The following is a 23,098-nucleotide window of genomic DNA, read 5'->3' as shown; positions in this document are numbered from 1 at the left end:
ACTACTCCTTATCAGTGGTCGTGGCGGCGACAGCCTCGGGTGCCTCGGCGGTCTCGGCATCCTCGGCCTCGACGTCGGTGTCAACGCCGGCGAGCGCAGCCAGGTCGTCGAGAGCAGAGGTCTCCTCGGCGGTCACAGGGGCGGAGGCGTCCTCGTCGGCATCGTGCATGGGCTCGATGTCCAGCGCGAGGGAGCGGATCTCCTTGACGAGAACCTTGAAGGACTCGGGGATACCCGGGACAGGAACGTTCTCGCCCTTGACGATGGACTCGTAGGTCTTGACGCGGCCCACGGTATCGTCGGACTTGACGGTCAGGATCTCCTGCAGGACGTTGGAAGCGCCGTAAGCGTACAGTGCCCAAACTTCCATCTCGCCGAAGCGCTGGCCGCCGAACTGGGCCTTGCCGCCCAGAGGCTGCTGGGTAACCAGGCTGTAAGGGCCAGTCGAACGGGCGTGGATCTTGTCGTCGACCATGTGGCCGAGCTTGAGGATGTAGGACGTACCCACGGTAATGGGCTCGCGGAACTCCTCGCCGGTACGGCCGTCGAACAGACGGGTCTTGCCGCGCTCGTCAAGCTGGGTGACGAACTCGGGGCGCATGTGATCGCCAAAGGCAGCGGTGGCCTTGTTGAGCATGTTCTTGTTGGCACGACGGATGACCTCGGCGATCTCGTCCTCCTTGGCGCCGTCGAAGACGGGCGTCGCGGTGAAGAACGGACCGGGGACGTACTTGTCGGAGTCGGCCTGCTCGGTATCCCAACCGCAGGCAGCAGCCCAGCCAAGGTGGCACTCGAGCAGCTGGCCGACGTTCATACGCGAAGGAACGCCCAGCGGGTTGAGGATAACGTCGATCGGGGTACCGTCAGCCATGTAGGGCATGTCCTCGACCGGCAGAACGTTACAGATAACACCCTTGTTGCCGTGGCGGCCGGCGATCTTATCGCCCTGCTGGATCTTACGACGCTGGGCGACGTAGACGCGCACCTGCTCGTTGACGCCGGGGGCCAGGTCGTCGCCGTTCTCGCGGCTAAAGCGGACGACGTCGATGACGCGGCCGTAAGCGCCGTGAGGCATCTTAAGGGAGGTGTCACGGACATCGTGGGCCTTGGCACCGAAGATGGCGCGCAGCAGGCGCTCCTCGGCGGTCAGAGCGCTCTCGCCCTTAGGCGTGACCTTACCGACCAGGATGTCGCCAGGGCCGACCTCGGCGCCGATGCGGATGATGCCGTCCTCGTCGAGGTTGGCAAGCATGTCCTCGGAGAGGTTCGGGATCTCGCGGGTGATCTCCTCGGGGCCGAGCTTGGTGTCGCGGGCGTCGATCTCGTGACGGGTGATGTTGATGGTCGTCAGCAGGTCCTCGGCCACCAGGCGCTCGGACACGACGATACCGTCCTCGTAGTTAAAGCCTTCCCACGGCATGTAGGCCACGGTGAGGTTCTGGCCCAGTGCGAGCTCGCCGTGATCGGTCGAAGGACCGTCGGCCAGGGGCTCGCCCTGCTCAACGGTGTCACCGACGCGCACGAGCGGACGGTGGTTGATGCAGGTGGACTGGTTGGAGCGCTGGTACTTGGCCAGGTGATACTCGTCCATGCCGCCGGCATGCTTGACGATGATCTTGGCGGCGTCGGCAAAGATGACCTCGCCGGCGTTCTTGGCCAGGGTGACCTCGCCGGAGTCCAGAGCGGCGCGACGCTCCATGCCGGTACCGACATAGGGAGCGGCGGGGTGAACCAGCGGCACGGCCTGACGCTGCATGTTAGCGCCCATCAGCGTACGCTTGGCGTCGTCGTGCTCAAGGAACGGAATCAGCGTGGCTGCGACGGACAGCATCTGACGCGGCGAGACATCCATGTAGTCGACGTCCTCGACAGGCACGTCGGCGGGAGCGCCGAAGGAGCCGTCGAAGTCGCGGGTACGGGCGATCACGGTGTGCGGACGGACGATCTTGCCCTCGGCATCGGTCGTGATGAACTCGTTGGTCTTGGGATCGAGCGGCGTGTTGGCCGGCGCGATGACGTGCTTCTCTTCCTCGTCAGCGGTCATCCAGTCGATCTGGTCGGTGGCAACGCCGTTCTCGACGCGACGGAACGGGGCCTCGATGAAGCCATACTCGTTGACGCGGGCGTAGAGGGCGAGCGAGCCGATCAGGCCGATGTTGGGGCCTTCGGGGGTCTCGATCGGGCACATGCGGCTGTAGTGCGAGTTGTGAACGTCGCGGACGGCCGTCGGCACGTTGGTGCGGCGGCTGGAGCCGGACTTGTGGCCGGCAAGACCACCAGGGCCGAGTGCGGACAGACGGCGCTTGTGGGTCAGACCGGTCAGGGGGTTCGCCTGGTCCATGAACTGCGAGAGCTGCGAGGAACCGAAGAACTCCTTGATGGAGGCCACGATCGGGCGGATGTTGATGAGCGACTGCGGGGTGATCTCGTCGATGTCCTGGGAGCTCATGCGCTCACGGACGACGCGCTCCATACGGCTCATGCCGATACGGAACTGGTTGGCGACGAGCTCGCCAACGGTGCGGATACGGCGGTTGCCAAAGTGGTCGATGTCGTCGACCTTGAAGCCCTGCTCGCCGGCAGCGAGGGACAGCAGGTAGCGCAGCGTCGCGACGATATCCTCGTCGGTGAGCACCGTGACCTCTTCATCGGTGGTGAGGTTGAGCTTCTTGTTGACCTTGTAACGACCGACGCGGGCCAGATCGTAGCGCTGCGGGTTAAAGAGCAGGCCCTCGAGCAGGCTGCGGGAAGCGTCCACGGTGGGAGGCTCGCCCGGGCGCAGGCGACGGTAGATCTCGATGAGGGCGTCCTCGCGGGTAAGGGCGGTGTCGCGCTCCAGGGTGCGCTTGATCACATCGGAGTTGCCGAGCAGCTCGATGATGTCGTCGTTGGTGACGGCGATGCCAAGGGCGCGCAGGAACATCGTGGCGCTCTGCTTGCGCTTACGGTCGATGGAGACCATGAGCTGGTCGCGCTTGTCGACCTCAAACTCAAGCCAGGCACCGCGGGACGGGATGATCTGGGCCTTGTAGATCTGCTTGCCCGAATCCATCTCGGAGCTGTAGTACACGCCCGGGGAGCGGACGAGCTGCGAGACGACGATACGCTCGGTACCGTTGATGATGAAGGTGCCCTGATCGGTCATCATGGGGAAGTCTCCCATGAAAACGAGCTGCTCCTTGATCTCGCCGGTCTCCTTGTTGGTGAGACGGACGTCGGTCAGAAGCGGAGCCTGATAGGTCATATCCTTCTCGCGGCACTCCTCGACGGTGTGCGCGGGGTCGCCGAACTGATGCTCGCCGAAGGTAACCTCGAGAACATGGTTCTGGCTCTGGATGGGGCTGGATTCCTTGAACGCCTCACGAAGGCCCTCGTCCTTAAAACGCTCAAAGGATTCCCTTTGAACAGAGATAAGGTTGGGGAGCTCCATGGCCTCCGGGATTTTCCCGAAGCTGACGCGCTTGCGCTCAGTGGCAGTGTATGCGTAGGTCACCAGGTTTTTCCTCCTTCACGGAAATGCTCGGTGGGTTGGCGAGGCATAGCTTCGCCAGTTATCGCAACCTAATAGTTTATCAGGTACCGACCGTTGGGCAAGAAAAGCCTTGACGCGATTGAGTTTTTGGAGTAGCAAAGTTTTTCGGCAGAAAATATGCAGGTAGATGTATGTGTATCGAACATCTGTTCATATATTTTCTGTGAACAGAGGGCCGGCAATCGCAGCTCTTATAAAAAACGGGCGCGAACCGAGGTCCACGCCCGTAAATGTCGATGCCCGAAGGCTTACTTGCGCATCAATCCGCCGCGCTCGTCGATAGCGTCCCAGAAGGCATCGGCAAAGCGGGGGTCGCTTGCAGCCATGAGGGCGTTGGTGGCCATCCAGCCAGAGGGAGTGCCGGTGTCGTAGCCCGACAGCGGGTCGATGACGACCGCATACATGGCCTCGCGGTCGAGCGAACGGGCCATGGCGTCGGTGAGCTGGATCTCGCCGCCCTTGCCGGCCTGCTGATCTGCCAGCAGGTCCATGACCAGCGGGCTCAGCAGGTAACGACCGACGATGTACAGGTTGGACGGAGCCGCCTCGGGAGCGGGCTTCTCGACCAGACCGCCGATGCGCCAGACAGCGCCCGGCTCGGCATCGGCAACGCTCTCGGCGCCCTCGAGCGAACCGACGCGCTCGCCGGCGATAACGCCGTAGCGGCTGACTTCCTCGGGCGAGCAAGCAGCGACGGCGATAACCGAAGCGCCACCGTGCTCCTTGGAAACGGCGAGCATCTTGTCGCAGATGTCGCGGTTAGGCACAACGTAGTCGCCCAGAAGAACCAGGAAGTTCTCCCCTGCCACGGCGTCGGCAGCAGAGCGGATAGCATGGCCGAGGCCCTTGGGCTCGTACTGATAACGGAAGTCGACCGGCATACCGCCAGCGTGGGCAACGGCATCGGCATAGGCGTTCTTGCCGCGCTCGCGCAGCAGGTTCTCGAGCGAGCGATCGGGCTGGAAGTAGCTCAGCAGCTCGGGCTTACCGGGAGAGGTAACGATGATGGCATCGTCGACCTCCTCGGGCTCGAGCGCCTCCTCAACGACGTACTGGATGACCGGCTTGTCGAGCACCGGCAGCATCTCTTTGGGCGTACACTTGGTGCCAGGCAGAAAACGCGTGCCAAGACCGGCGGCGGGGATGATTGCCTTCATGTTATTCAAGGATCCTTTCGCAGGCGCAGGATGCGCCCTGTGCGTGCGGCACGGCGGCCGCAGACCAAATTGCGATACCGGTTTATCTTACCGCCGTTAATTAACGTTAATGCAGGCAAGCGCCATTCTTCAGCAGGTCAACGCAAATTATTGCTCGAATGGTGCAATTTTATCGCCCAACGGTAGCGACCCCAAAGCACCGCAAGCGACAGCAATTTGCATGCCGAGCCAGCAAAATAGAGGGGTCATAACAAAAAAGACGGGGCTCGCAATGCGAACCCCGTCTGCAAAGAAATCTGGCGAGAAAGCCTGATTACTTGAGGGTGACAGCAGCGCCAGCAGCCTCGAGCTTCTCCTTGGCAGCCTCGGCGTCCTCCTTCTTGGCACCCTCGAGAACAGCCTTGGGGGCGCCCTCGACGACCTCCTTGGCCTCCTTCAGGCCAAGGTTGGTGAGCTCACGGACGGCCTTGATGACCTGGATCTTGTTGTCGCCGAAGCCCTCGAGCACGACGTCAAACTCGGTCTTCTCCTCGGCCTCAGCAGCGCCAGCAGCGGGAGCGGCGACAACGGCGGCAGGAGCAGCGGCGGAAACACCGAAGGTGTCCTCGATAGCCTTAACGAGCTCGGAAGCCTCGAGAAGGGTCATTTCCTTAAGAGCATCGATGATCTCATCGGTGGTAAGCTTAGCCATTTCTAAGTCCTTTCGGTTTCCGTGTCTGTGCACGGAGATCAGTTAAAACACGGCGCGAATGCGCCAGGGGTGCGGCGTTGCCGCCGCAGGTGAAAACAGCGACTAGGCTGCCTTCTGCTCGGAGACCTGCTGGATCGAACGAGCGAGACCAGAGGAAACGCCGTTGACGCAGACAGCGATGTCGCGAGCGAAACCGGAGATGAGACCGGCGATCTGGCCGAGAAGCTGATCCTTGGTGGGCAGCTCGGCGATAGCCTTAACATCATCAGCGGAAACGGCCTTGCCGTCGGAGATACCGCCCTTGATCTCAAGGACGCCCTTGGACTTAGCAGAGAAGTCCTTAAGGGCCTTAGCGGCCTCGACCGGCTCGGACTCGTAGAACACATAAGCGACGGGGCCGGCGAGGATCTCGTCGAGCTCGGGCTGCTCCTGGTTCTTGAGAGCGATCTTGACCAGGTTGTTCTTGTAGACCTTCATCTCGGCGCCGCACTCGCGAAGCTGATGACGCAGCTCCTGAGCCTGCTTAACCGTCAGACCGTTGTAGTTGACGACGAACAGACCGGCGTTCTCGGCGATACGGGACTCGATCTCTGCAACCTTGTCGATTTTGTACTGCTGGGGCATGAATTACACCTCCTCGAATTCTTTCCGGGCACGGTCCGCCACAAGGACGTGACGGGGGCATGTCCAAAAAGAAAGCCCCCGCGCTGCATGAGCGACGGGGGCGAGAAGACATATCTACTCGACCACCTCGGCTGGCGGGATATCCCATTAAGCTCGCGGGCGATGCCCGTTTGCACCGGCTGTCTCTGGCAGCGGATTCGTGCGTGAACCGAAAGTATTATGGCGGGGACCCCGGCGTCGGTCAACGGGAAACCGGGCTGCACACAATTCCACCATCCGGCCGCGCCGCCGAAGGCCAGGCGCAAGGTTTTCGCTCGGTCAGGTCCTGGGCTCGCACGAAGAGCACATTAAGTGCTCTTCGGCTCGTGCGGAATCTACGAAAACCTTGCGCCTGGCCTTCGGCGGCGCGGCCTGCGGTGACTTTGGGGCAGCCCGGTTTCCCGTTGGCCGGCACCCCCACTCATAAGCCTTAAGTCGGTGGGCTGATGATTTTGGGTCCCGTTGGGCTACAGAGTTGAAACGAAGGTGGACAGGCGGCGGAGACCTTCGTCCAAATCCTTGTCGGAGACGCAGTAGCTGAGGCGGATGTGGCCTTCGGTGCCGAAGCAGTCGCCCGGGACTAGGGCTACGTTGGCCTCTTTGATGGCTTTGATGCAGAAGTCTTCGCTGGTTAGGCCGAACTTTTTGATGCTCGGGAAAGTGTAGAAGGCTCCTGCGGGCTCTACTACGTCGAGGCCCATGGCGTTTAAGGCTGCGAGTACGCGTTCGCGGCGGGCTCGGTAGACTTTGAGCATGGGGGTTGGGTCGACGGTCAGGGCTCGGGCTGCGGCGTCCATTTCGAAGGAGACAGCACTCGATACTAAGTATTGGTGAGCCTTTGCGATCTCGGCGATGACGGGGGCTGCCGCTGCGAGCCAGCCCAAGCGCCAGCCGGTCATGGCCCAGGGCTTGGAGAAGCTCTCGATGACGACCGTCTGCTCACGCAGCTCCGGGTGACGCTGGGCAAAGCGCTCGTAGCCATCCACATAAACCAGGCGGTTGTATACGTCGTCGCAGACCACGTAGATGCCCGCCTGCTCCGCCACGTGCGCCACGGCGTCGAGCGAAGCCGCGTTGAGGATGCAGCCCGTGGGGTTGTTGGGCGAGCAGATGACGATGGCTTTGGTCGCCGGCGTCACGCAAGCACGAAGTGCGTCTTCGTCAATCTGAAATTGCGCAGGCTCCGTATCCAAAAAGACCGCCTTGGCATGGTTGGCCACGACGATGCTCTCGTACAGGCCAAAGGCCGGCGTGGGGATAATGACCTCGTCGCCGGGGTTGAGCATAGCCATGAATGTTGCCGACAGGGCCTCGGTCGCGCCGTCGGTTAGGATGACCTCGTCGGCCGAAAACGCCAGGCCCGCGTCATCCATATATTTGGACAGCGCCTCGCGCAGGGCGGGGCGACCGTTGTTGGGCGGATAGTGCGTGTCACCGCGGTCCAGCGCGGCGGTCACCTCGGCGCTAATCACATCGGGCGTGGGAAAATCGGGCTCGCCGAGCGCAAGCGCGATGCACCCCGGGCGCTGGGCGGCGAGCGCGTTGATCCGGCGGATACCGGAGGGCTTGAGCGTGGCAAGCGAGGTATTCATGGGCAGTCGCATGGCGTTCCTTTCGTAAGGGTTGCACTAGGATAGCGCGGCGGGGCGCCGCCAGACGGTGTAACCTAAACGGAAACGAGCCGGAAAGGAGATGGCATGGAGACGACCGCGCGCGGCGACTTACCAAAAACACTGCACACCATTGCGTATATCAGTATTCCCAATAGCGCCGATCTTGATTTTTTGCTCTGGGACCTGCAGGATGCCATCGCCGCCTATGCTCAACTTTCCGGCACCGCACTCCCCCGCCCGGTCGACTTGAAGGCAAATGACGCCGGCAGCGTTGCCGATGGCATCGTGCTGGCCATTGAAGATGTGGCTGACGATGAGACGTTGACTGCTATCGAGCAGGCGCTTGAGCGCTTTGGCGGTACGGGAACGCGCGTCTATGCCGCGATTCGAGCCGCACAAGAGGGCACTGAGCAGGCGCGTGGGACCGCCGTTCGCCTGCACAAGGCATGTGAGCGCCATGACCAATTGTGGTGTGGCGGCGTTGCCATCTGCGCCGGCAGCGGCATCGCAGCGCTTCGCCATTCCCCGCGCATGGGACTCTTGCGGCGACCGTTTTCGGAGGCCATGGACAAGCTCGTGGGCGCCGTGCGCATGGGCTGCTCCGTCGAGCATGCACAGCGACTTGGCGGCGGCAATGCCGCCAACGTCGACGCCGACGGCATGGTTTGCGCCGAGCCAGCCGTGCCCGCGCCGATCTGGCGAGGCGTTCTGAAACGTCTGGGCGCCCACGCTCAAACAAAAATCTAAATTAAATAACAGCCCAGTCAACGGCTTCGTGCCAACGCTCGACAAGACGCTCCAGTCGCCAGGCGGCATTGGCAGGACTTGTCGAGGGCAGGACGACGGCGGGCAACCCCGTCCGATCTTGCAAGTAGCGTTTGTAGAGTCGCCCTGCCGTACCGCCGTTACAGACAACGACCTCGATCGGCGCGGCATCGGTAATGCGCTCGATATGTGCCGGCACAACGTTGCGAATGCTCGCGTCGCTCGAGCCCTTAATGTCGCAGCCCTCGATTGCATCCCACAGGGCCACGCCGCCGTTCAGCAGCATGGCCCGCTTGGCGGCAATGGAGGCATCGAGCGTCGCGGGCTCACCGCTTGCCAAAGGATCGCCCTCGTTGGGCGGCACAGGCACACCGAGGCACGCAGCCATCACACGCCAAAAGCGATTCTGAGGGTTGCCGTAATAAAAGGCATTTGCACGCGAGAGCACCGAGGGAAACGACCCCAGCACCAAAACGCGCGAGCGCTGGTCGAACACAGGCTCAAACCCATGCTCAATATGTTGATAGCCCTCGTCAGACACAGGCATGGCCTAGGCCCTCAACAGATAGCGCACCTCGTAGGGTGCAAGCTCAAGGGCACCCGTCAGCTCGACCGTGGGCGCATCGTCGGCAAGCAGGTCGACAAAGGACCCGTTGAGCTCGCCGGCGCCAAAGGCGTAAGGCTCGCCCACGGCGTTCACCGCCACGAGCACCGTCGCGTCATCACAGGCGCGCTCGAACAGCAGCTGCTTGTTCTGGATCACCACGTTGCGATAGGCACCATAGTTGAGGGCACGGGCCGCCGCGTCGTCTGCCGAGCGCAGGTGCGCGAGCTGCTTGATGAAGGCCGTCAGCTCGTTGGGCGCAGGCTCATCGAGCGCAGGTCGCAGCGCCCAGTCGCCATCGGGGCCACCCTTTTCGCCAGGAATCCCCCACTCGCTGCCATAGTAGACGCACAGAATGCCCGGCATGCCAAAGAGCATGCCATAAGCGGGGCGCAGACAGGACTTGTCGGTAAGGATGCTCGCCAGGCGCGGCACATCGTGGTTGTCGACAAACGACAGCAGATGCTTGCCGCGATAAATGCACCACGGGTCACCGCCAAACTGGCGATGCAGCGAGTGGGCGATCTCGAACATGTTGACCGAGTTAAAGCTGGAGTACAGGCCCTTGTAGCACTCGTAGTTGGTGCAGGAGTCAAGCATCTCGTCATTGACGATCTGGTTGTAGTCGCCGTGGAGCGTCTCACCAATCAGCACAAAATCGGGCTTGAGCTCACGGGTAAAAGTATGCAGGCGGCGCATAAAATCGCGATCGAGCATATAGGCGACGTCCAAGCGCAGGCCGTCGATGCCAAAGCCCTCGGCCCAGCGACGCACGGACTCAAGCAGGTAATCGACCACGGCGGGGTTTTGCAAGTTGAGCTTCACAAGCTCAAAATGGCCTTCCCAGCCCTCGTACCAAAAGCCGTCGCCATAGCAGGAGTCGCCGTCAAAGCTAATGTGAAACCAGTCCTTGTAGGGCGAGTCCCACTTGCGCTCCTGAACATCGCGGAAGGCCCAAAAACCGCGACCGACATGGTTGAAGACGGCATCAAGCACCACACGGATGCCATGGGCATGCAGTGTCTCGCACACGGCGGCAAAGTCGGCATCCCCACCCAGGCGACGGTCGATATGGCGCAGGCTGCGCGTGTCGTAACCGTGACTGTCGGATTCGAGCGGCGGGTTAATGAGCACAGCACCGATGCCGAGCTCTTGCAGGTAGTCGGCCCATTGGGCAATCTTCATTATGGGCGCATCGGGGTTGGGCGCAGCGTTGGCAGCCTGGGCGAGTTCATCCTCGGCAACAGGGGCGGCGTTTTCGCGCGGAGCTCCGCAAAAGCCCAGCGGATAGATCTGATAGAACGTCGTCTCGTATGCCCACATAGCAACCTCCCGGCAATCTTTCACGCAACGCCATCCATTGTATGCCCGCCGCGCATCCCCTCCCCCAAAATAAGTTGCGGTGAAATAGGGACTGTTGAGACCAATAAACCGGGCAAACAGTCTCTATTCCACCGCAACTGATGAGGGAACGTGATTAGGCGACGGGCTTTGCGCGGCGTATGACCGGGAACAGCACCGTAATGGCGAGGATGACGCCCACGACGGTAATCGCCCCGCCCGCAAAGCCAATCCAAGCGATACCGGGACCCGAAACCACGGCGCCGCCGATTGCGGTGCCCGTGCCGATGCCGAGGTTAAACAGGCCCGAGAAGATCGACATGGCGACGGCCGACGAATCCGCCGGTGTGTACTTGATGAGCTCGGCCTGGAACGCCACGTTAAAGGCTGTGGAGCAGCAGCCCCATAGCGCGCAGACGGCAAGCACTGCTACGAGCGACGATGCGACCGGACCCACGAGCAGCAGAGCCACCGGCACGCCGGAGAGCGTGATAGCCAAGAACGGGAAGCGATGCCCATCGAACAGGCGGCCAAACAGCCAGCTTCCGAGCAGACCAGAGCAGCCAAACGCCGTCAGCGTCATGGTAATAGCGCTTGCGTCGACGTGCGCGACCTGCGCCAGGAACGGCTCGATATAGCTGTAACCCGCATAATAGCCGGTCGCCATAAAGACCGTGACCGCGTAGAGCGCAATCAGGAACGGGTTCTTGAGCAGCTCGGGCAGCTGTTTGACGGTAAAGCGCTCGCCCGCCGGCATGGCCGGGAACACCGCGGCCTGGTAGACAACCGCGACAGCCGAGAGGGCCCCGACCGCGGCGAATGTCATGCGCCAGCCCACGGCCAGTCCGATGGCGCGGCCGATCGGCAGGCCAAAGATCTGCGCGATGGACGAGCCCGTGGCGATCATGCTGATGGCGAGCGCCCCGTGGCGCGTGTCAACCAGACGCGACGCCATGATCGAGGCGACCGACCAGAACACGGCATGCGCGCAGGCGACCACCAGACGCGCGCAAACCAAAATAGGATAGGTGGGCGCCACAGCGGACAGGAACTGGCCGAGCGAAAACACGGCCAAAACGCCCAACAGCATCCGCTTGAACTCAAAGCGCGAGGCAAACACCATAAGCGGCAGCGACAGCAGCATGACGCCCCAGGCATAGACCGAAATCATGATGCCTGCCTGGGCCTCGGTGAGCGAGAACGACGCGGCGATATCAGTCAGAAGGCCGATGGGCATGAACTCTGATGTGTTGAACACGAACGAACAGCAGGCGAGCCCGATAAGCGGGAGCCACTGCTTGAGCGAGATGCCATCTTGTCTTGCCTGGGTCATGTAGGAAACCTCTCCGATTGTCTTGGGCGGTGGGCGATTATATAGCAACGGCCCCGCATCCGTCAGTACAGATGCGGGACCGCAATCAACTCAATACACAGGGGTTGCGCCGTCAATAAATAGCTAAGCCAACCCCAACAATATGCCCGCCGAATGCACGACAAACGCCACGATCCAGGCGACCGTCACCTGAAACGCGAACACGGCAACGGCATAGCGTCCGCCCAGCTCGCTCTTGACGGCACCGATGGCCGCCACGCAGGGCGGGTACAGCAGCGTAAAGACCAGGAACACGTAAGCGGTAAACGGCGAAAACATGGTCGACAGTGCCGCGGGCGAGGTCGCGCCCAAAAGCACCGTGAGGGTCGAGATGACACTCTCCTTGGCGATAAGGCCGGTGACGAGCGCCGTGGATGCTCGCCAATCGCCAAACCCAAGCGGCGCCAGCGCCGGCGCGATGATGCTGCCGAGACCCGCAAGCAGGCTTTGCGACTGATCGGCGACCACATTAAAGCGAATGTCGAACGTCTGAAGGAACCAGATGACCACGGTAGCGGCAAAGATAATGGTAAAGGCCTTGGTAATAAAGTCCTTGGCCTTATCCCATGCCAGCATCACCGTCGTCTTGACGCTCGGCAGACGGTAATTGGGAAGCTCCATGATAAACGGCACCGGGTCGCCCTTAAATGCCGTGCGGTTGAGCACCAAAGCCGCGATGCAACCGATCGCAATGCCAATCAGATAGAGCGAGACCATGGCGGGAACCGTCGCCTGTGGGAAAAACGCCCCGCACAGCAGACCGTAGACCGGCAACTTGGCCGAGCAGCTCATGAACGGCGTGAGCATGACCGTCATCTTGCGGTCGTGCTCGGATGGGAGCGTACGGGTCGACATGATAGCCGGCACGGTGCAGCCAAAACCGACGAGCATGGGGACGAAGCTGCGGCCCGAAAGGCCAAAGCGACGCAGTACCTTATCCATGACAAAGGCCACGCGTGCCATGTATCCGGAGTCTTCCAGAATGGAAAGGAACAAAAAGAGCACGACGATAATCGGCAGGAAGGTCAGCACGCTGCCCACGCCCGTAAGCACGCCGTCGACAGCCAGCGAGCGCACTACGTCGTTGGTGCCGAACGCCTTGAGGCCCGCATCGGCCGAGGCGATGATGGCAGCGATGCCGTCCTCCATGAGTCCCTGCAACGCCGCGCCGATCACGCCAAACGTCAGCCAAAAGACGAGGCCCATGATCACCAGGAACGCCGGAATGGCCGTGTAGCGACCCGTCAGGATGCGGTCGATCTTGACGGAGCGCACGTGCTCGCGGCTCTCGTGCGGCTTGACGACGCAGTGCCCGCACACGTCGCCGATAAAGCCGAAGCGCATGTCAGCCAGCGCAGATAGACGGTCGGTGCCGGCCTCGCCCTCCATTTGGCTAATGATGTGCTCGATGGCGTCGAGCTCGTTGCGGTCCAGGTGAAGCGCCTCGGTTACCAGCTCGTCGCCCTCAACCAGCTTGGTCGCCGCAAAACGCACGGGAATGTGCGCCGTCGCGGCATGGTCCTCGATAAGGTTGGCGATGCCGTGAATGCAGCGATGCAGCGCGCCGCCGTCCGGACCATCGGGCGCGCAGAAGTCCAGGCGACCGGGGCGCTCGCGGAACCGCGCCACGTGCAAGGCATGATCCACCAACTCGCCAATGCCCTCGTTGCGGGCAGCACTAATGGGAACAACAGGCACGCCCAACAGGCTCTCGAGCAGGTTGACGTCCACGGCGCCGCCGTTGGCCGTCACCTCGTCCATCATGTTGAGCGCGATGACCATGGGTCGATCGAGCTCCACAAGCTGCAGCGTCAGGTACAGGTTACGCTCGATGTTGGTGGCGTCGATGATATCGATGATGGCGTCGGGGTGCTCGTCCAGGATAAACTGGCGGCTTACGATCTCCTCGCCCGTGTACGGCGACAGAGAATAAATGCCGGGCAGGTCGGTAACGCTTGCCTCGGGGTGGTTGCGGATGGTGCCATCTTTGCGGTCGACCGTCACGCCAGGAAAGTTACCGACATGCTGGTTGGAGCCCGTCAGCTGGTTGAACAGCGTGGTCTTGCCGCAGTTTTGGTTGCCGGCGAGGGCAAAATGCAGCGGTGCGCCCTCGGGCACGGCCGTCTTTGCCGCGCGGGGCGAATACGTCCCCTCGCCCAGGGCCGGATGCTCCGTCGTGCCGATTGCGGCGTTAGCGCGCGGACCCGTATCGGTGTCGTGAATGCCCACGAGCTCTATGCGAGCAGCATCGTCCTTGCGCAGCGTCAACTCGTAGCCACGCAGGCGAATCTCGAGCGGGTCGCCCATGGGGGCGTACTTCATCATGGTGACTTCGGTGCCCGGCGTTAGGCCCATGTCCAAAATATGCTGTCGGAGTGCCTGATCGTCCGATGCCACCGATGCGACAACGGCGTCCTTTCCAATCTCGAGTGTATCGAGCTTCACGCGCTCATCCTTTCGTTAGACGCGGTCAACCGTTTACCGGGGCTAACCAACTCGTAACGACAAATGATAGCGCTCTGGACTTTTTTATAAAGTCAAATACCGATGTTTACCTGCGCAAACTTTATGCGGTGCGCCCCGAAAGCTCTTTGCGCATACCGCTCAGCGAGATCGAAACGGAACCCGACCGCGCGGTAGCAGTGAGTCGATCACCCTCGACCGACCCCGTGCATGTAAAGGGCGCCTTGCCCATCAAGACGTGGGAGATAGTACCCGAGAGTTCAAAGAAATCGCCCTCAGCGCGGGCACTCGAGAGAGCGATATTGAGACCCCTGACGTTTAGTACTGCCCTGAGCGCGCCGTTCGCCCCATGTGAAAACGTCACCTCGCCGCGTTTACTCCCCACCGGCGTCTGGGCTGAAACCACATACGTACCCTCAAGCATGGCTCCTCCTCTGAGCAGGCTTTTTGAAATGGGTAAATAGTCTACTTTTACATATGGCGCTCCAGGAAGCGGAAGGCTAGTCGAATCCAAGGACGGACAGCCACCTGCTTGTCCTCGTTGTCGACCGCGGTGTTGGCGTTGCCGAGCGAAAGGCCGTGACCGCCCTGGTCAAAGACGTGCATCTCGCATGCAACACCCTCCTCGGCCATGCGCTGCGCAAACGGGTAAACCTGCGCGATCGGCGCCGTCTTGTCGTCGGACACGCCCCACACAAAGGTCGGGGGCATCTGACGCGAAACATGCGTGGTGGGGCAGATGTCGGCCAGGTGCTCGTCGGTCGCCTCACCGCCCGTCACCATCGACAGATAGTCGTTGAGCAAATCGCGCCCCGTCTTGCCACCCGTCTTGGGAACGCGCAGGTCGATGCGCGGGTCGCGCGTCTGCATGTCGCGCACATAGGCAAAGTCGAGCAGCGGATAGCCCAGCACCACGGCATCGGGACGAATGTCGTCCGGACGCGACCCGGCAAGCGCCGCGAAGGGACCAGTCTTCCATTGCGTTGCCAGCGAAGCGCAGATCATGCCGCCTGCCGAGAAGCCCACGACGCACACGCGCTTGGGATCGACATGCCACTCGTCGGCGTTGGCGCGAACCGTGGCGACCATCTTGGCAAGGTCTGCCTGCGGGTGAGGAAAGCTCACGTCGCCCGTGCCACTTGTCACATAGTTGAGCACAAAGGCCTGGTAGCCGCGGTCCAAAAACGCAAACGCCACGGGATCCTGCTCATGCGGAGCGATATGCGTAAACGCACCTCCGCCGCAGATAATCACGGCAGGGCGGCGGCCATTCGGCTTATCGGGCAGCGGCTCGGCACCCAAATACGTAAACGTCGCCGGATACTCCTCGGTCGGCTCCTCGCCCCACAGCGCATGGTTCTCGACAATCATATGTGCTCCCTTCGCGCAGATTATGCGCCCTTGTTTTTCGCGTCTAAGCGTACCCCACTTGAGCCCGTGGCGAAGAAACACTCCAGCAATAAGTTTCCCTTCAACTGATATATCACATAATCCCAGTTCAGAGGTATCGTTGAGCAGCGTAAAATAGGGGCGTTGACCAAGCCGCGAAACACATATGAAACGTTTCCGGCAAACCAAGCGCGCGATATGCGCCTATTTAAGTTGGAGGCAACTATGGGTCTGCTCGATTCGCTTAAGTCCACCTTCACCTCGACGGGCGAGGCATCCGTTCCGCCCGCAGCAAGCTTCGCCACCCGCGAAGGCGTCATCTACGCCCCCGTCAACGGCGTGCTCGTCAATCTGAGTGAGGTTCCCGACGAGACCATCGCCTCGGGCATGCTCGGCCAGGGCTACGGCATCGAGCCCATTACCGGCACCATCTATGCGCCCGCCAACGGCCGCATCGGCGCCACCACCGTCACCAACCACTCCATCGGCATGATCACCGAGGACGGTCTTCGCGTGTTCATCCATGTTGGCCTGGGCACCGTGGAAATGAACGGCAAAGGTTTTGCCCGCTTTGTCGAGATGGGTGACACGGTCAAGGCAGGCCAGCCGCTCATCAGTTTCGACCGCGAGGCCATCAAGGCCGCCGGTCACGAGGACATCGTGACCGTCATCATCTCTGAGCTCGACCGCCTCAAGAGCATCGACCACGTCGGCGAGTCTGGCACGCTTATCGGCGGCAACCCGCTCGTCAAGCTTGGCGACCCGCTGCTGGTAGCCAAGACCAAGTAGCCAGGTCCCGCGCACACAGCCAAAAGGCACCTCGTCAAGCGCCCGCGACCATTTGGCCGCGGGCGCTTTTCGTTTGAAAAACCATCCCGCCAATGCCTTATCTGTATAGCCCAAATGAGCCGAGCTGCTAGAATATCGAACTGTATGGATAACTATCATTCAACCGTTATGGGAGGATACGTGAACCGCACCAAAATCGCGCAGCTCTATGCCGATGCCGAGTCGCTCGGTGGCCAGACCGTCACCGTTGCCGGCTGGGTCAAGTCCGTCCGCGACATGAAGAACTTTGGCTTCGTTACACTCAACGACGGCAGCTGCTTCCGCGACCTGCAGGTCGTCATGAACCGCGAGGCGCTCGACAACTACGACGAGATCGCCCATCAAAACGTCTCGGCCGCCCTCATCTGCACCGGCACCGTCAAGCTGACCCCCGATGCGCCCCAGCCCTTCGAGCTTTCTGCCACCTCCATCGAGGTCGAGGGCGTCAGCGCCCCGGATTACCCGCTGCAGAAAAAGCGTGCCACCGTCGAGTTCCTGCGCACCCAGCAGCACCTGCGCCCGCGCACCAACCTGTTCCGCGCCGTGTTCCGTATCCGCTCTGTCGCGGCCGCCGCTATCCACCGCTTCTTCCAGGAGCAGGGCTTTGTCTACGTCAACACCCCCATCATCACCACGAGTGACTGCGAGGGCGCCGGCGAGATGTTCCGCGTGACCACGCTCGACCCCAAAAATCCGCCCCTCACCGAGTCCGGCGAGGTCGACTGGAGCCAGGACTTCTTTGGCAAGCATGCGAGCCTCACCGTGTCCGGCCAGCTCAATGCCGAGAACTTTGCCATGGCCTTTGGCGACGTGTACACCTTTGGCCCCACCTTCCGCGCCGAAAACTCCAACACCACGCGCCACGCCGCCGAGTTTTGGATGATTGAGCCCGAGATGGCATTTGCCGACCTCAACGACTACATGGATAACGCCGAGGCCATGCTCAAGTACGTCCTTAAAGACGTTATGGCCACCTGCCCCGACGAGCTCAACATGCTCAACAAGTTTGTGGACAAGGGTCTGCTCGAGCGCCTGGACCATGTCGCCAACTCCGACTTTGCCCGCGTCACCTATACCGAGGCCGTCGAGATCCTGGAGCAGGCCGTCGCTGCGGGTCACAAGTTTGACTATCCCGTGAGCTGGGGCATCGACCTGCAAACCGAGCACGAGCGTTTCCTGACCGAAGAGCACTTTAAGCGCCCGACCTTCGTAACCGACTACCCGGCCGAGATCAAGGCGTTCTACATGCGCATGAACGAGGACGGCAAGACCGTCGCCGCCGCCGACTGCCTGGTTCCCGGTATCGGCGAGATTATCGGCGGCTCCCAGCGCGAGGAGCGCCTGGATCTGCTCGAGACCCGCATCAAGGACCTGGGTATGAATCCCGAGCAGTACAAGTACTACCTTGACCTGCGCCGCTACGGTTCCTGCAAGCACGCCGGCTACGGTCTGGGCTTCGAGCGCTTGGTGATGTACCTCACCGGCGTGGGCAATATCCGCGACGTCCTGCCGCACCCTCGTACCGTGGGTAACGCCGACTTCTAATCGCCATAGCGCCACCAAACGCGTTCCAGTGCATCACGCCAGCGCCTCTCGGCAAGCCGAGGGGCGCTTTTTTCAACAGCATCCGTCAAGCTTTTGGCAAGGTTTTGGTCAGTTAGGCAGGGTTGTTGAAAACTCGACCCGCCGTTTGCCGGCAACCATCGACCGTCCAAGGCGTCACGCGTCCTTGGCCAGGCTTCGCGCCCTAGGCTCTGATCTGCCATCACCAAAAACGGAAAGGACGTGGGCGCTATGACCGAAGCCGTTGTTGAAAACTACGAGACCACGACCAGGGGCTCCGCCTCGATGGCAGCCTATCGCGCCGTACGCATCCTGCAGCTCTTGAGCGAGAACACCGGCGAGGACAAGGCACTGCTTTCCGACGAGCTGGTCGAGCTCCTCGCCCATCCCGACGACCCCGCCCGCATGCCCATCTCGGCGGCACGCCGCAGCATCTATACCTCAATATCTGCACTTCGTCACGCCGGATACGAAATCGACTATAAACGCGGCGTGGGCTATCGGCTCCTCACCCGCCCGCTTGCTGACGAAGAGATCATACGGCTCCACGGCATGGTCATGCGCAACCGATCGACGCCCATAGCCATTCGAAAGAGCATGGCGCAGCACCTGGTCGCCATGGCGAGCGCCGATGTTCGCGACTATCTCGATATGCCCGAACCTGCTCCAAGCGCAGGCGACAAATCCACCAAGGCCACACGCACGCCCGTCAAGCGCATCGATGCCTGCGAGCTCATCGAGCAGGCCATCGACCACGGAACCACGGTGAGTTTTGATATTTCGAGTGTCACGGCACGCGGAGAGGTCGAAGTGGCGCGGATGACACTCCGGCCCTTTGCCATCAAGCAACGAGACGGCATCTCGTATTTGCTGGGAACGGTCTATGACGCGCGAGGCGCCGACGACACGCTGCGTACCGTTGAGATCGGCCGCATGAGAAACGTCACCACACGTCTCCTCGACGGCAAGAAGCTCTTCGCCGCCCTGGACGAGGACGACGCCGCCTCCGCCGCATAAGACCCTCCGCCGCCCATTCGACTACCCGTACCGCCCATCCGATTCTGTATTAAAAAACCCGCCAGGCTGTTGTAAAAATGGACATCAGCGCTACTATAGTTCCACTTGCACTTTGTCCCAGTGCAGTGTTTCCAGCCATTTTTATACTGGGGGTAATGATATGAAGGACATCACCATCAGCCGCAGGAGCCTTCTGGTCTCCGCCGGTCTGCTCGCGCTCGCCCCGCTCGCCGGATGCGGCGGCAACTCTGGTTCCGGCTCTGCTGCCGCCGGTTCCGACTACACCATCGGCGTTCTGCAACTCACCGAGCACTCCGCACTCGATGCCGCCAACGACGGCTTTGTCAAGGCCATCAAGGAGAGCGGCCTTAAGGTCAAGATCGACCAGAAGAACGCCCAGAACGACCAGTCCACGTGTAAGTCCATTGCCGACAAGTTTGTGGGCGACAACGTCAACCTGATTTATGCCATCGCCACGCCCGCCGCGCAGGCTGCCGCCGGCGCCACGGCCGATATCCCCATCGTGGGCTGTGCCATCACCGACTACGCCGCCTCCGGCCTGGTCCAGGACAACGACAAGCCCGGCACCAACGTCACGGGCGCTTCCGACCTCACCCCAGTCGCCGAGCAGCTCGAGATGATGCAGAAGGTCCTGCCCGACGTTAAAAAGGTCGGCCTGCTCTACTGCACCGCCGAGTCCAACTCCGACGTCCAGATCAAAGCCGCCAAGAAGGAGCTCAACAAGCTGGGCCTCGAGTACACCGATTTCACCGTCTCGAGCTCCAACGAGATCCAGTCCGTCGTCGAGTCCGCCGTGGGCAAGGTCGACGCGCTCTACTCCCCCACCGACAACACCATCGCCGCGGGCGCTTCGCAGGTCGGTCAGATCTGCAAGGAGAACAAGCTCCCCTTCGTGACTGGCGAGGAGGGTATGTGCATGGCCGGCGGCCTGTTCACCCTCTCCATCAACTATGAGGACCTGGGCTACGCCGCGGGCGAGATGGCCGTTAAGATCCTGAAGGGCGAGGCCAAGCCCGAAGACATGCCGATCAAGCACCTCTCGAGCAAGAACCTGGTCGTCGTCAAGAACGACGAGATGGCCGAGGCGTTGGGCATCGACCTTTCCGCCCTGGACGAGTAGCACCATGCGCCGTAACGCATCTAGGGTTCGTTCTCGCCCATAGCTGCGTTATTCAATATCTGAGCCATTGGGGCGAACGTCATAGACCGGCGTTCGCCCTGCTTGTTTCAGATATAACAAAACGTTTGCCTGCCGTTCTTATATTCATTGTTACCGCTATTATGGAACATCACGTGTCCACCCTATCCTAGGAGGTATGAAGCATGCTCATTGCATTGCAGGGCGCCGTTTCGCAGGGCGTCCTCTGGGGCATTATGGTGCTTGGCGTGTTTATCACGTTCCGCCTGCTCGACATCCCCGATATGACCTGCGACGGCAGCTTTGCCCTCGGCGGCTGCGTCTGCGCCGTACTCATCGTCAATAACAACGTCGACCCGCTGCTCGCCGTGCTGGCCGGTATGTGCGCCGGCGCCATCGCGGGCGCCGTCACGGGCATTCTGACCACCGTCTTTGAGATTCCCGCGATCCTCGCCGGAATCCTCACCCAGATCAGCCTGTGGTCCATCAACCTACGCATCATGGGCAAGTCCAATACGCCCATTCTTGCCAAGGGCACCGTGTTCTCGGCCGTCAGCAATATGACCGGTCTGCCGCAGTCCACCGTTGCCATCATCTTGGGCATCCTGCTCGCCGTGGCTATCGTTGCCATCCTGTATTGGTTCTTTGGCACCGAGATCGGCTCGGCGCTGCGCGCCACCGGCAACAACGAGTACATGATCCGCGCCCTGGGCGTCAACACCAACTCCACCAAGATGATCGCCCTCGTGCTCTCCAACGCCCTCATCGGCCTTTCGGGCGCGCTCATCTGCCAGAGCCAGAAGTATGCCGACATTGGTATGGGCACCGGTGCCATCGTTATCGGTCTTGCCGCCATTGTTATCGGTGAGGTGCTCGGCCGTCTGCTGCCCGGCGGCCTCACGCAGTTTAGCGTCCGTCTTGCCTCCGCCGTCTTTGGCTCCGTGGTGTACTTCCTTATCCGCGCCATCGTGCTGCAGTTGGGCATGGACGCCAACGACATGAAGCTGCTCTCCGCTGTGATTGTCGCTGTGGCTCTGTGCGTGCCCGTGGTTTGGGAGCGTTATAAGCTCCGCAGCTCCTACACGAAGGGGGATGAGGCAGATGCTTAAGCTCTCGCACGTCAAGAAGACCTTTAACAAGGGCACCGTCACCGAAAAGCGCGCGCTCACCGGCGTCGACCTCACCCTGAATGACGGCGACTTTGTAACCGTGATCGGCGGCAACGGCGCCGGCAAGTCCACGCTGCTCAACATGATCGCCGGCGTGTACCCGCTCGATTCGGGCGTTATTGAGCTCGACGGCACCGATATCTCGCGCCTGAGCGAGTCGCAGCGCGCCAAGTACCTGGGCCGCGTGTTTCAGGACCCCATGCGCGGTACCGCTGCCGACATGCAAATCGCCGAGAACCTGGCCCTCGCCAAGCGTCGCGGCCAGCGTCGCGGCCTTTCGTGGGGCGTCACCAAGGCCGAGAAAGATGAGTACGTTGAGCTACTCAAGCGCCTGGACCTTGGTCTGGACACGCGTCTCAACGCCAAGGTCGGCCTGCTCTCGGGCGGCCAACGCCAGGCGCTCACCCTGCTGATGGCCACGCTCACCAGGCCGCGCCTGCTGCTGCTCGACGAGCACACCGCGGCCCTCGACCCCAAGACGGCCTCTAAGGTGCTCAACCTGACCGAGGAGATCGTCGACGAGAACCACCTGACCACGCTCATGGTCACGCACAACATGAACGACGCTATCCGTCTGGGCAACCGTCTGATCATGATGCACGAAGGCCACGTGATCTACGACGTGGCCGGTGACGAGAAGAAGTCGCTCACCGTGGCCGACCTGCTGCAGAAGTTCGAGGAGGTCTCGGGCGGCGAGCTCGCCAACGACCGCATGCTGCTAAGCTAAACCTACCAAAAAGGGACAGGTTTATTTTGGCAGGTTTTATCTGCGCAAACGTCAAAACCGCCGCAAAGGGACAGACGCCCTTGCGGCGGTTTTCGCTAACCCCCATATCGAGCACAGAAGCCCGTCCGAATTTGATCGGACGGGCTTCTTGATGGGTATCATGGTTGGACGATCATTAGGAGGTTTCTCTACATGGAATTGTTTGAGCCGATTCTTCATTTCTTTGCACAACGATGGGTCCACAACATTATCTGGGCAGGTATCTTGGCCATCGGCACCGCCGTTGCCGCCAAGGTCGCGTCCAAGACCCTGTACCACCTGCTCAACCGCGACGATAACCCACTCCCTTCATCAAGCATCTTCATCAACATCGCGCGCGCCGTCATTTGGATGATCGGCGGCAGCTTTATCCTCGACAACTGCTTTGGCATTAATGCAAACGCCCTCGTCGCCGCTCTTGGCGTCGGCGGCATCGCCATCTCGCTCGGCTTTCAGGACACGCTGTCAAACCTTATCGGTGGCATGCAGGTGACCTTTATGGGCATCATCAAACCCGGCGACAATATCGAGGTCGGCGGCGTGACGGGCGTGGTCCAAGATATCACCTGGCGCCATACGACCATCGAGGACGCCTGCGGGCAGACCATCATCGTCCCCAACTCAAATATCTCCAAGAACACGCTCGTGCACCTCATGCCCTTTGGGCGCGTTGCCGTGCCCGTTGCCGTAAAGGACACGTCCAAGTGGGCCTCGTTGGACGCGCTGGCAGATGAGCTTACCGACGCCACCAAGGCCGCGGTGCTTCCCATCTCTGGCTTTGACAAGGAGCCCTACGTGCTCTTTAGCGAGATCGGCGACTTTGGCGTCAAGGGCAAAATCATCTTTATCGTCAGCGACGACAGCACCACTTTCACGGCAGCCGACGCTTGCATCCGCGCCATCGCCCCCATCATCGCCTAAAACCACCGCAAAGGGGACAGGCACCATTGTGGTGGTTTCGCATCGTGGTACCATGGTTCATATCGTTGTTTAAACGACTAAGGGA

At 61.2% G+C, this 23,098-nt stretch carries 19 protein-coding genes; 8 read left to right on the top strand and 11 right to left on the bottom strand.

Features of this window, described 5'->3' with window-relative positions:
- Position 1: 1 nt before the first annotated feature.
- From DW661_RS04970 to DW661_RS04950, 5 genes are all read right to left on the bottom strand, one after another.
- A complete protein-coding gene (locus DW661_RS04970; RefSeq protein ID WP_233547458.1) occupies positions 2-3,430 on the bottom strand; it encodes a DNA-directed RNA polymerase subunit beta in 3,429 nt (1,142 codons plus the stop codon).
- Positions 3,431-3,780: 350 nt separating this feature from the next.
- A complete protein-coding gene (locus DW661_RS04965; RefSeq protein WP_118934845.1) occupies positions 3,781-4,689 on the bottom strand; it encodes a UTP--glucose-1-phosphate uridylyltransferase in 909 nt (302 codons plus the stop codon).
- Positions 4,690-5,002: 313 nt separating this feature from the next.
- A complete protein-coding gene (rplL, locus tag DW661_RS04960; RefSeq protein WP_006235005.1) occupies positions 5,003-5,380 on the bottom strand; it encodes a 50S ribosomal protein L7/L12 in 378 nt (125 codons plus the stop codon).
- A 102-nt stretch (positions 5,381-5,482) separates the two neighbouring features.
- On the bottom strand, positions 5,483-6,004 hold the full coding sequence (rplJ, locus tag DW661_RS04955) for a 50S ribosomal protein L10 (protein ID WP_006235004.1): 522 nt from the start codon (positions 6,002-6,004) through the stop codon (positions 5,483-5,485).
- Between the two features lie 506 nt (positions 6,005-6,510).
- Entirely contained in the window at positions 6,511-7,647 is a 1,137-nt protein-coding gene (locus tag DW661_RS04950; protein ID WP_118934843.1) for a pyridoxal phosphate-dependent aminotransferase, read from the bottom strand.
- Positions 7,648-7,740: 93 nt separating this feature from the next.
- Here DW661_RS04950 and DW661_RS04945 point away from each other — a divergent pair, with 93 nt between their 5' ends.
- Positions 7,741-8,403, top strand: a complete 663-nt coding sequence (locus DW661_RS04945) for a hypothetical protein (protein ID WP_117563775.1) — start codon at positions 7,741-7,743, stop codon at positions 8,401-8,403.
- A gap of 1 nt (position 8,404) precedes the next feature.
- Here DW661_RS04945 and DW661_RS04940 read toward each other — a convergent pair whose 3' ends face one another.
- The 6 genes from DW661_RS04940 to DW661_RS04915 form a co-directional block, all read right to left on the bottom strand.
- Positions 8,405-8,968 carry a uracil-DNA glycosylase family protein gene (locus DW661_RS04940; protein WP_118934841.1) on the bottom strand — a complete coding sequence of 188 codons (564 nt, stop codon included), beginning with the start codon at positions 8,966-8,968 and terminating at the stop codon, positions 8,405-8,407.
- 3 nt (positions 8,969-8,971) lie between these two features.
- Positions 8,972-10,348, bottom strand: coding sequence for an alpha-amylase family glycosyl hydrolase (locus DW661_RS04935; protein ID WP_118934839.1), 1,377 nt, complete (start codon positions 10,346-10,348; stop codon positions 8,972-8,974).
- 154 nt (positions 10,349-10,502) lie between these two features.
- Positions 10,503-11,699, bottom strand: a complete 1,197-nt coding sequence (locus DW661_RS04930) for an MFS transporter (RefSeq protein ID WP_118934837.1) — start codon at positions 11,697-11,699, stop codon at positions 10,503-10,505.
- A gap of 123 nt (positions 11,700-11,822) precedes the next feature.
- Positions 11,823-14,183: a ferrous iron transport protein B gene (feoB, locus tag DW661_RS04925; RefSeq protein ID WP_118934835.1), complete on the bottom strand. Its 2,361-nt coding sequence runs from the start codon at positions 14,181-14,183 to the stop codon at positions 11,823-11,825.
- Positions 14,184-14,304: 121 nt separating this feature from the next.
- The gene (locus DW661_RS04920; protein ID WP_118934833.1) at positions 14,305-14,625 is read right to left on the bottom strand and encodes a hypothetical protein; all 321 of its coding nucleotides are present in this window, start codon (positions 14,623-14,625) and stop codon (positions 14,305-14,307) included.
- A gap of 47 nt (positions 14,626-14,672) precedes the next feature.
- Positions 14,673-15,572, bottom strand: coding sequence for an alpha/beta hydrolase (locus DW661_RS04915; RefSeq protein WP_118934831.1), 900 nt, complete (start codon positions 15,570-15,572; stop codon positions 14,673-14,675).
- A gap of 243 nt (positions 15,573-15,815) precedes the next feature.
- Here DW661_RS04915 and DW661_RS04910 point away from each other — a divergent pair, with 243 nt between their 5' ends.
- The 7 genes from DW661_RS04910 to DW661_RS04880 all read left to right on the top strand — a co-directional run bounded on the left by DW661_RS04910 (position 15,816) and on the right by DW661_RS04880 (position 23,013).
- Positions 15,816-16,379 carry a PTS glucose transporter subunit IIA gene (locus DW661_RS04910; protein ID WP_233547455.1) on the top strand — a complete coding sequence of 188 codons (564 nt, stop codon included), beginning with the start codon at positions 15,816-15,818 and terminating at the stop codon, positions 16,377-16,379.
- Between the two features lie 180 nt (positions 16,380-16,559).
- Positions 16,560-17,963: an asparagine--tRNA ligase gene (gene asnS / locus DW661_RS04905; protein ID WP_117629278.1), complete on the top strand. Its 1,404-nt coding sequence runs from the start codon at positions 16,560-16,562 to the stop codon at positions 17,961-17,963.
- A 249-nt stretch (positions 17,964-18,212) separates the two neighbouring features.
- Positions 18,213-18,998: a hypothetical protein gene (locus DW661_RS04900; RefSeq protein WP_117629247.1), complete on the top strand. Its 786-nt coding sequence runs from the start codon at positions 18,213-18,215 to the stop codon at positions 18,996-18,998.
- 160 nt (positions 18,999-19,158) lie between these two features.
- Positions 19,159-20,139: an ABC transporter substrate-binding protein gene (locus tag DW661_RS04895; protein ID WP_117629248.1), complete on the top strand. Its 981-nt coding sequence runs from the start codon at positions 19,159-19,161 to the stop codon at positions 20,137-20,139.
- 203 nt (positions 20,140-20,342) lie between these two features.
- Entirely contained in the window at positions 20,343-21,266 is a 924-nt protein-coding gene (locus tag DW661_RS04890) for an ABC transporter permease (RefSeq protein WP_006234992.1), read from the top strand.
- Positions 21,259-22,053, top strand: coding sequence for an ABC transporter ATP-binding protein (locus DW661_RS04885; protein WP_055250279.1), 795 nt, complete (start codon positions 21,259-21,261; stop codon positions 22,051-22,053). Before DW661_RS04890 ends, DW661_RS04885 begins: the two co-directional genes overlap by 8 nt.
- Positions 22,054-22,245: 192 nt before the next feature.
- Entirely contained in the window at positions 22,246-23,013 is a 768-nt protein-coding gene (locus DW661_RS04880; protein WP_089572515.1) for a mechanosensitive ion channel family protein, read from the top strand.
- The last annotated feature ends 85 nt before the right edge of the window (positions 23,014-23,098 follow it).

The sequence above is a fragment of the Collinsella sp. AM24-1 genome, assembly GCF_003470325.1.
GTDB lineage: Bacteria > Actinomycetota > Coriobacteriia > Coriobacteriales > Coriobacteriaceae > Collinsella.
This window is presented reverse-complemented; position numbering and strand designations above follow the sequence as displayed.